This window comes from Stenotrophomonas sp. SMYL86, assembly GCF_036320025.1.
Lineage (GTDB): Bacteria > Pseudomonadota > Gammaproteobacteria > Xanthomonadales > Xanthomonadaceae > Stenotrophomonas > Stenotrophomonas maltophilia_A.
The window spans coordinates 149,274-157,596 of the sequence record NZ_JAWIRU010000011.1; the positions used below are offsets into that span (position 1 = coordinate 149,274).

Annotated in this window: 7 protein-coding genes; 5 read left to right on the top strand and 2 right to left on the bottom strand. The window is 66.8% G+C overall.

From position 1 onward, the window contains the following. Positions 1-69 precede the first annotated feature (69 nt). Positions 70-324: a hypothetical protein gene (locus V3B64_RS13650; protein ID WP_049462828.1), complete on the top strand. Its 255-nt coding sequence runs from the start codon at positions 70-72 to the stop codon at positions 322-324. An 84-nt stretch (positions 325-408) separates the two neighbouring features. Here V3B64_RS13650 and V3B64_RS13655 read toward each other — a convergent pair whose 3' ends face one another. After that, positions 409-1,410 carry an energy transducer TonB gene (locus tag V3B64_RS13655; protein WP_049400878.1) on the bottom strand — a complete coding sequence of 334 codons (1,002 nt, stop codon included), beginning with the start codon at positions 1,408-1,410 and terminating at the stop codon, positions 409-411. A 201-nt stretch (positions 1,411-1,611) separates the two neighbouring features. After that, positions 1,612-2,241, bottom strand: a complete 630-nt coding sequence (locus V3B64_RS13660) for a TIGR00645 family protein (RefSeq protein ID WP_032129129.1) — start codon at positions 2,239-2,241, stop codon at positions 1,612-1,614. Between the two features lie 110 nt (positions 2,242-2,351). On the opposite strand from V3B64_RS13660, the gene V3B64_RS13665 reads away from it, so the two are divergent. The 4 genes from V3B64_RS13665 (at position 2,352) to V3B64_RS13680 (ending at position 7,958) form a co-directional block, all read left to right on the top strand. Next, positions 2,352-3,041 (top strand): glutathione binding-like protein, encoded by a 690-nt coding sequence (locus V3B64_RS13665; protein WP_032129128.1) that lies wholly within the window; start codon positions 2,352-2,354, stop codon positions 3,039-3,041. A gap of 144 nt (positions 3,042-3,185) precedes the next feature. After that, a complete protein-coding gene (locus tag V3B64_RS13670) occupies positions 3,186-5,411 on the top strand; it encodes a S9 family peptidase (protein ID WP_121504164.1) in 2,226 nt (741 codons plus the stop codon). Between the two features lie 25 nt (positions 5,412-5,436). Then, positions 5,437-5,952, top strand: coding sequence for a cytochrome c oxidase assembly factor Coa1 family protein (locus tag V3B64_RS13675; protein WP_032129126.1), 516 nt, complete (start codon positions 5,437-5,439; stop codon positions 5,950-5,952). A gap of 206 nt (positions 5,953-6,158) precedes the next feature. Beyond that, positions 6,159-7,958, top strand: a complete 1,800-nt coding sequence (locus tag V3B64_RS13680) for a DUF885 domain-containing protein (protein ID WP_329914278.1) — start codon at positions 6,159-6,161, stop codon at positions 7,956-7,958. Positions 7,959-8,323 lie beyond the last annotated feature (365 nt).

An 8,323-nucleotide genomic window follows, 5' to 3' on the forward strand; every position in this document is an offset into this window, starting at 1 on the left:
GCAGTTATACGGCAGAAACGTCGCGTCCGGGCCCCGACACTGGAGCCCACTTCAACGGAGCGCTTCCCCATGCAGCCACAGGACATTCTTCCGGACCATCAGAACGAGGTGCAGGTAAATGGCCTCACCGTGCGCAAGGGCAGCGTCGGTGCCTTCCTGGCCAGCGTCCGTGCCTGGCAGGATCCCACCAGCGATGATGCCACCCGCGCCACTGCCGAAGCCGACCTGCGTGCGTTGCTGCCCGGCCTGCATGCGCTAGGCCTGTTCCAGGTGCTGGCTGCGCGCGATCCGGCGTTGCAGCGCCTGATTGATGGCGCTGCCTGAAACGGACAAGGCCCGGACGGACCGGGCCTTGGCGTCATGGAGGTGGCAGAAACGACTTAATCCCCTCCGTCCCCTTTTTTGCGGTCAGCCGCCCGGTGCGAACACCAGGGTGCGGCGGGTGGTGACCGGCGCGTTGACCGGCTCGAAGCGCCAGCGCTTGACCGCGTTCAGGGCTTCGCGGTCGAAGGTCCGTCCCGACGTCGCGCGCAGCACGCGGGCGCTGACCACTGAGCCGTCGGTGCCGACGGTGATCTCCACCAGCACTTCGCCCGACGTTCCCGAACGCAGTGCCTCGGCCGGATAGCGCGGCGCCGGCGTGCTGACCGGGCGGAGGGTGGGAGCTGCCGCGGCGGCTGCCTGGCGTGCGGCGCTGGCCTGTTGGGCGGCGGCCTGCTGCTGTTTCTGTTCGGCATCGCGACGGGCCGCGGCCTGGCGCTCCGCCTCCTGGCGCTCGTTGTCGCGGCGTGCGGCATCCTGCTGCGCGGCAATCTGCTTGGCCGCATCGGCTTCCTTGGCGCGCTGCTCGGTCAGGCGCTGCTGTTCGGCCTGCTGCTTGGTCCGGTCTTCGGCGTCCTTCCTGGCCTTCTCGGCTTCGGTCTCGGTGCGCTTGGCCGCATTTTCCACGCCCTTGGCCAGGCCTTCCTTCAGGCGCGGCAGGGCGGGAGCGGAGGCGTCCACCTTCTCGATCAGTGCCACCAGGCGCTGCGCCTCGGTGTAGTCCTCGCGGCCCAGGTGCTGCTCGGCGGCGATCAGGGTGTAGGGCAGCAGGTCGGTCAGCGCGCTCTTCACCGACGCGTCGTCCGGTGTCTTGTCGCGCAGGGCGAGGTAGTACTCGATGGCGTTGTCGCCGGCCGGCGCGTACATGCGGTTCTCGCGCAGTGCCTGGCTGGCCGATTCACGCAGCTGTTCGGTGCCCATGGACTGCACCTTGGCGGCGACCACCGGTGCGGCCGGTGCAGCGGTGGCGGGTGCGGCGGCCGGGGCCGGTGCTGCAGATTCTTCCTTTCCCGAGCAGGCGGCCAGCGCCAGTGCCAAAGCAACCGGCAGCCACCGGCGCGCGGCGGTGATCGTTGAGACGTGCGACATCCTGCTCCCCTCTAGAAGACGACGTGACGTAAATCATTGATACGCATGGCCGGGACCTGTGGTCCGGGCGCGGAACGATGACGTTTCCCGACGCCACCGCCGGCAACGGCGAGGGTGCAATCTAGCATCCCGGCCACCGCCGCGTACAAGGGGCAGGGGCCGGGATGGGGCAGCGGCGAAGGACCGCTGCCGGTTGCCGCATCAGTGGTCGTGCGACTTGCTGTGGCTGTTGGACATCAGCTTGTCGGTCCAGGCAATACCGATCGCCGACAGGATGAACACGCAGTGGATGATGGTCTGCCACAGCACGCCTTCCTGGGTCATGGTCGTGCAGGTATCGACACCAGCGTTGTAGAAGCTGGTCGAAGCCGACGACACTGCTGCTGCCCATTGTTCCGGCTTGCACAGCGGCAGTCCCTTCAGCGCGCTGGTGGCGATGAAAGTCTTCAGCAGGTGGATCGAGGAGATGCCGATGATCGCCATTGCCAGCTTCACCTTCAGCACGCTGGCGTTGACGTGGCTCAGCCATTCCGGCTGGTCCGGGTGGCCTTCCAGGCGCAGGCGCGAGACGAAGGTCTCGTAGCCACCGACGATCACCATCACCAGCAGGTTGGAGATCATCACCACGTCGATCAGGCCCAGCACGATCAGCATGATCTGCTGTTCGCCCATCGAGACCGAGTGGGACAGCAGGTGCCACAGTTCCTTGCCGAACAGGAACACGTAGACGCACTGGGCAAGGATCAGGCCCAGGTACAGCGGCAGCTGCAGCCAGCGCGAGGCGAAGATCAGCGAGGACAACGGGGACAAGGGGCGAGGACTGTGGCTCATGCAGGACAGTGCGTTTCGGGGGAGCCGCGAGGTTACCGGCCCGTCGTGACGGTGCCAACCCAACTCTCGCACTAGACTTCAGGTTCCTTTCCGCACCCCGAGCCGCCGCCATGATCGACCTGTATTACTGGCCCACCCCGAACGGCCACAAAGTGACCCTGCTGCTGGAAGAAGCCGGCCTGGAGTACCGCATCCATCCGGTCAACATCGGCTCGGGCGACCAGTTCAAGCCGGAATTCCTTGCGATCTCGCCCAACAACAAGATGCCTGCGATTGTCGACCACGCCCCGGCTGATGGCGGCGCCCCGCAGAGCGTGTTCGAGTCCGGCGCCATCCTGCTGTACCTGGCCGAGAAGACCGGCCAGTTCCTGCCCAGCGACCCGCGCGGCCGCGTCACCACCCTGGAGTGGCTGTTCTGGCAGATGGCCGGCCTGGGTCCGATGAGCGGCCAGATGGGCCACTTCAATGTGTATGCGCCGGAGAAGATCCCGTATGCGATCGAGCGCTATGACAACGAAGTGCGCCGCCTGCACGGGGTGATGGACAAGCGCCTGGCCCAGCACGCCTTCCTGGCTGGCGACGCGTACACCATTGCCGACATGGCCAGCTACCCGTGGATCGGTGCCTACGACAAGCTGCCGGTGGATTTCGCCGCGTTCCCGAACCTCAAGCGCTGGCACGAAGCGATTGCTGCACGCCCGGCCACCCAGCGCGCCTATGCCCTGCGCCAGCAGGTGAACCCCAACGCCGGCAAGCCGCTCAGCGACGAAGAGCGCAAGCACCTGTTCGGCCAGCGTTGACCCGGAACGGTGGGTGCCGACCGTTGGTCGGCACGCCTCATGGGCAGAAGGTCATGCTGCCTTCCCGCACCGGCTTGGTTAGGATGGAGGCTGACCGCCCCGCGCCCATCGCGGTGGCGGACCTGCCGTTTGCCGGGATCCTCCATGCGCCACCTGTTCGCTTCGCTCGCCCTCATGCTCGCCACCAGTACCGCCGCCCACGCTGAAAAGCTGACCCTGGAAGCCATCACCGGCCCGCTGCCGCTTTCCGGCCCGACCCTGATGAAGCCGAAGGTCGCCCCCGATGGTTCGCAGGTCAGCTTCCTGCGCGGCAAGGACAGCGACCGCAACCAGCTGGACCTGTGGACCTATGACATCGGCAGCGGCCAGACCCGCCTGCTGGTGGATTCCAAGGTGGTGCTGCCCGGCACCGAGACCCTCAGCGATGAGGAAAAGGCCCGCCGCGAGCGCCAGCGCATCGCCGCGATGACCGGCATCGTCGATTACCAGTGGTCGCCGGACGCGCAGCGCCTGCTGTTCCCGTTGGGCGGCGAGCTGTACCTGTACGACCTCAAGCAGCAGGGCCAGGCCGCAGTGCGCCAGCTGACCCACGGCGAGGGCTTCGCTACCGACGCCAAGCTGTCGCCCAAGGGCGGTTTCGTCAGCTTCATCCGTGGCCGCAACCTGTGGGTGATCGACCTGGCCAGCGGCAAGCAGCTGCAGCTCACCCGCGACGGCAGCACCACCATCGGCAACGGCGTGGCCGAGTTCGTCGCCGACGAGGAAATGGACCGACACACCGGCTACTGGTGGGCGCCGGATGATTCGGCCATCGCCTTCGCGCGCATCGATGAAGCACCGGTGCCGGTGCAGAAGCGCTACGAGGTCTACGCCGACCGCACCGACGTGATCGAGCAGCGTTACCCGGCCGCCGGCGACGCCAACGTGCGCGTGCAGCTGGGCGTGATCGCACCGGCCGCCGATGCGCAGCCGCGCTGGGTCGACCTCGGCAAGGAACAGGACATCTATCTGGCCCGCGTCGACTGGCGCGATGCGCAGCACCTGAGCTTCCAGCGCCAGTCGCGTGACCAGAAGCAGCTGGACCTGGTGGAAGTGGCGCTCGATTCCAATCGCCAGCGCGTGCTCGCCCACGAGACCAGCCCGACCTGGGTGCCGTTGCACAACAGCCTGCGTTTCCTCGATGACGGCAGCGTGCTGTGGTCGTCCGAGCGCACCGGTTTCCAGCATCTGTACCGCATCGACAGCAAGGGCAAGGCCACCGCGTTGACCCACGGCAACTGGCCGGTGGACGAACTGCTGGCGGTCGATGAGAAGGCTGGCAAGGCCTACTTCCGCGCCGGCATCGAGACCTCGCGCGAAAGCCAGATCTACGCGGTGTCGCTGCAGGGCGGTGAGCCGCAGCGCCTGTCCAAGGCACCGGGCATGCACAGCGCCAGCTTCGCCCGCAATGCCAGCGTCTATGTCGACAGCTGGTCCAACAGCACCACGCCGCCGCAGATCGAACTGTTCCGCGCCAATGGCGAGAAGATCGCCACCCTGCTCGAGAACGATCTGGCGGACCCGAAGCATCCGTATGCGCGTTACCGCGATGCGCAGCGCCCGATCGAGTTCGGCACGTTGATGGCTGCCGATGGCAAGACCCCGCTCAACTACAGCCTGATCAAGCCGGCCGGCTTCGATCCGTCCAAGCGCTACCCGGTGGCGGTGTACGTGTATGGCGGCCCGGCCAGCCAGACCGTCACCGACAGCTGGCCCGGTCGTGGCGACCACCTGTTCAATCAGTACCTGGCCCAGCAGGGCTACGTAGTGTTCTCGCTGGACAACCGCGGCACCCCGCGACGGGGCCGTGACTTCGGTGGCGCGTTGTATGGCAAGCAGGGCACGGTGGAAGTGACCGACCAGCTGCGCGGCGTGACCTGGCTGAAGCAGCAATCGTGGGTGGACCCGGCGCGCATCGGCGTGCAGGGCTGGTCCAACGGCGGCTACATGACCCTGATGCTGCTGGCCAAGGCCTCGAACCAGTACGCCTGTGGCGTGGCCGGTGCGCCGGTGACCGACTGGGGCCTGTACGACAGCCACTACACCGAACGCTACATGGACCTGCCGGCGCGCAACGAAGCGGGTTACCGCGAAGCGCGCGTGCTGACCCATATCGACGGCCTGCGCTCGCCGCTGCTGCTGATCCACGGCATGGCCGATGACAACGTGCTGTTCACCAACTCGACCAGCTTGATGAGTGCGCTGCAGAAGCGTGCACAGCCGTTCGAACTGATGACCTATCCGGGTGCCAAGCACGGCCTGTCCGGTGCCGATGCGCTGCATCGCTACCGCGTGGCCGAAGCCTTCCTGGGACGCTGCCTGAAACCCTGATCCACAGCCGGGAAGGAGCCCGCCGATGACCCTGCCACCACCGATTCCCGCCCATCGACAGACGTCCGCCGGTTGGTGGTGCCGTCATTGGCGCTGGGCGATGCCGTTGACGGTGGTGCTGGTGCTGGGCGGCGCCGGTGGCGTGGTGACCTGGAGCGTGCTGCGCTGGAGCGAGGCGGCACGCGAGAGCCCGCCGATGCGCGAAGCGTTGCGCCGCGCGGGCTGCAGCATCGAACTGGTGGAAGCCTTTGGCGAGCCGCTGCATATCGAATCGATGCCGCTGGGCAGCATGCAGACCGCGATGAACGGCCAGCGCGACGTCGGCCTGACCGTTGCGCTGGAAGGACCGCATGCGCACGGCCGGCTGTTCGTGCAGGGCAGCCGTCGCGATGAAGTCTGGGATTACCCGGTGATGTATGTACTGGCCGAAGACAAGCAGACCTTCGACCTGACTGCACTGGATGACGACGAGGCTGCGGGGGAGTGCGAGCTGCAGGCCTGCCGTGAGCGTGGCGAATGCCCGCTGACCGCCGCGCTGTGACCGCAGGTCGCGCGGCCGGGTAAGGGCGGCCATGTAGAGTCGACTGTTAGTCGACTGCTCTCCACAAGACGCCTGAAAAACCCCGCGCTGCGCGCGATAGTCGACTGACAGTCGACTCTACCCATCAGCCGCGCCGTGACCTCCAGCCGATTGTCGCCATCGCCGTGAGCGCGTAAGTTGCGGGCAACCCTTTGCTGGAGTGTCCCATGAAGCCGATCGCGCTGGCCGTTGCCCTGGCCCTGACTGCCGCCCCGTTGCTGTCCGCACCGCCGGCCCTGGCCGCGCCGGCTGCCAAGGCCGCGACTCCCGCCAGCCCTGCCTGGGTCGCCCGCAGCAATGCACTGGCGCAGATCCTGCTTGATGCACAGGGTCCGTTCCAGCCGGAGGAAACCGGCTGCTTCGGCGTTCCCGGCTACGACGACAAGGTGGCCGACCTCGGCCCGGACAACGGCAAGCGCTACCGCGCCGCGATGGCCAAGGCCCGCGACGAACTGAAGGCGAAGCTGGCCACCGAGCAGGATCCCAATGTCCGCCAGGACCTGGAGATCATGATCCACGCCGCCAGCCAGAACATCGAAGGCAGCGAGCTCAACGAGAAGTACCTGCTGCCGTGGAGCGATGCGCCGCAGACGGTGTTCAGCGGCCTCAACCTGCTGCTGTCCGATCAGGTGCCGGCGGAGCGCCGGGCCAAGGCGCTCGACCGCCTCAAGGCCTACGCCGGCCTGCAGCCGGGCGGCACCGCCTTCACCACGCTGGCGCGCCAGCGCTATGAAGAGCGCTTGAAGGACAGCAGCCTGCTGCAGCCGACGAAGATCGAAGTGCAGCAGTCGCTGGACAACGTCGAGACCTACATCACCGGTATCGAGTCGCTGCTGAAGAAGTACCAGATCGCCGGTGCCGATGAAGCAATGAAGGCGCTGGCCGGGCAGATGAAGGACTACGCCAGCTGGACGCGCACCACCGTGCTGCCGAAGGCACGTGCCGACGCACGCCTGCCGGCGCCGCTGTACGCCTACCAGCTCAAGCAGGTCGGCATCGACATCGACCCGAAGCTGTTGATGCAGCGCGCGCAGCTGGAGTTCATGGAAACCCGATCGGCGATGCAGCAGCTGGCGCCGCTGGTGGCGAAGGACAAGGGCCTGAAGGTGGCCGACCCGAGCGACCCGGTGGCGGTGATCCGCGCGCTGAAGGCTGACAAGATCGCCGACGATCATCTGGAAGGCCACTACCGCAAGGTGATCGACGCGATCGATCCGCTGATCCGCGAGCACGCCATCGTCGACGTGCCCAAGCGTGCCATGCAGATGCGACTGGGTTCGGCCGCCGAGAGCGCCGCCAGCCCGGCGCCGCACTTCCTGCCGGCGCCGCTGGTCAACAACACCGGGCAGCAGGGCACCTTCGTGCTGCCGCTGGGCAATCCGGCCGCCGGTCCGGGTGCGCAGTACGACGACTTCAACTTCGGCGCGGCAGCGTGGACGCTGAGCGCGCATGAAGGCCGCCCCGGCCACGAACTGCAGTTCACCGCCATGGTCGAGCGCGGCGTGTCGCTGGCACGCACGATGTTCGCGTTCAATTCGGTGAACGTGGAAGGCTGGGCGCTGTATGCCGAAGCCGAGATGGTGCCGTACGAGCCGCTGGACGGGCAGATGATCGCCCTGCAGTTCCGCCTGCTGCGCGCCGCACGCGCGATGCTGGACCCGATGCTCAACCTTGGCCTGACCGATCGTGCCAACGGCGAGCGCGTGCTGATCGAGCAGGTTGGCCTGTCCAAGGCGATGGCCACCCAGGAACTGGACCGCTACATGGTGCGCATGCCGGGCCAGGCCGGAAGCTACTTCTACGGCTACACCCGCATTCTGGAACTGCGCATGCAGACCGAGCTGGCATTGGGCGCGAAGTTTGACCGCCTGGCGTTCAACAACTTCCTGCTCGACCAGGGCCTGCTGCCGCCGGACCAGCTGGCCGATGCGGTGAACAAGGTGTTCGTGCCGAAGTACAAGCGCTGAGCATCACCGGTAGTGCCGGCCACTGGCCGGCGCCGCGGGTTTCGTGCCAACCAAGGTTGGCACCTACCAGAACGATGCGTCGGTTGTTGCAGGGGTAGTGCCGGCCGCTGGCCGGCAATTGCCGTTGGTAGATGCCGACCTTGGTCGGCGCTGTGGGTTTCGTGCCAACCAAGGTTGGCACCTACCAGAGCGATACGTCGGTTGTTGCAGGGGTAGCGCCGGCCGCTGGCCGGCAATCGCCGTTGGTAGATGCCGACCTTGGTCGGCGCTGTGGGTTTCGTGCCAACCAAGGTTGGCACCTACCAGAGCGATACGTCGGTTGTTGCAGGGGTAGCGCCGGCCGCTGGCCGGCAATCGCCGTTGGT

Coding starts and splice junctions, on each gene's coding strand:
- V3B64_RS13650 (WP_049462828.1), top strand. CDS start 70: ATGCAGCCACAGGACATTCTTCCGGACCATCAGAACGAGGTGCAGGTA.
- V3B64_RS13660 (WP_032129129.1), bottom strand. CDS start 2,241: ATGAGCCACAGTCCTCGCCCCTTGTCCCCGTTGTCCTCGCTGATCTTC.
- V3B64_RS13675 (WP_032129126.1), top strand. CDS start 5,437: ATGACCCTGCCACCACCGATTCCCGCCCATCGACAGACGTCCGCCGGT.
- V3B64_RS13665 (WP_032129128.1), top strand. CDS start 2,352: ATGATCGACCTGTATTACTGGCCCACCCCGAACGGCCACAAAGTGACC.
- V3B64_RS13670 (WP_121504164.1), top strand. CDS start 3,186: ATGCGCCACCTGTTCGCTTCGCTCGCCCTCATGCTCGCCACCAGTACC.
- V3B64_RS13655 (WP_049400878.1), bottom strand. CDS start 1,410: ATGTCGCACGTCTCAACGATCACCGCCGCGCGCCGGTGGCTGCCGGTT.
- V3B64_RS13680 (WP_329914278.1), top strand. CDS start 6,159: ATGAAGCCGATCGCGCTGGCCGTTGCCCTGGCCCTGACTGCCGCCCCG.